This window comes from Methylophaga sp. UBA1464, from assembly GCF_002325665.1.
In the GTDB taxonomy this organism is placed as follows: domain Bacteria; phylum Pseudomonadota; class Gammaproteobacteria; order Nitrosococcales; family Methylophagaceae; genus Methylophaga.
Genome location: NZ_DCSO01000014.1, coordinates 1 through 245, shown reverse-complemented (window position 1 = coordinate 245; position 245 = coordinate 1). Strand labels below are relative to the sequence as shown.

The following is a 245-nucleotide window of genomic DNA, read 5'->3' as shown; positions in this document are numbered from 1 at the left end:
CTGTTTTCAGTATTTGCTTCGTCAGCCACTAATGCCAGCCGAATTCTGCCGGTGGATTCGGCTAATAACAATGTTGATGCGAAAGCCTGATCAACGGCTAACACTGCCGTTTTACTTTGTTTCCCACTGGATTTTCCATCATTTTCTGTTTTACGGCTTTCCGATAGCTGATCGCTTAGTGCGCCGTCTTCCGAAACAGAAAGATAGGCCCGGGACTTTTGCCGGATTTGCTGTTGATCCAACTC

General features: G+C 46.9%; 1 protein-coding gene. It reads right to left on the bottom strand.

The genetic code is table 11. The features are described 5' to 3' along the window. Nucleotides 1-245, bottom strand: a 245-nt coding sequence (locus B3O33_RS01400; RefSeq protein ID WP_292362787.1) for an RcpC/CpaB family pilus assembly protein, incomplete at both ends; no start/stop codon positions are given.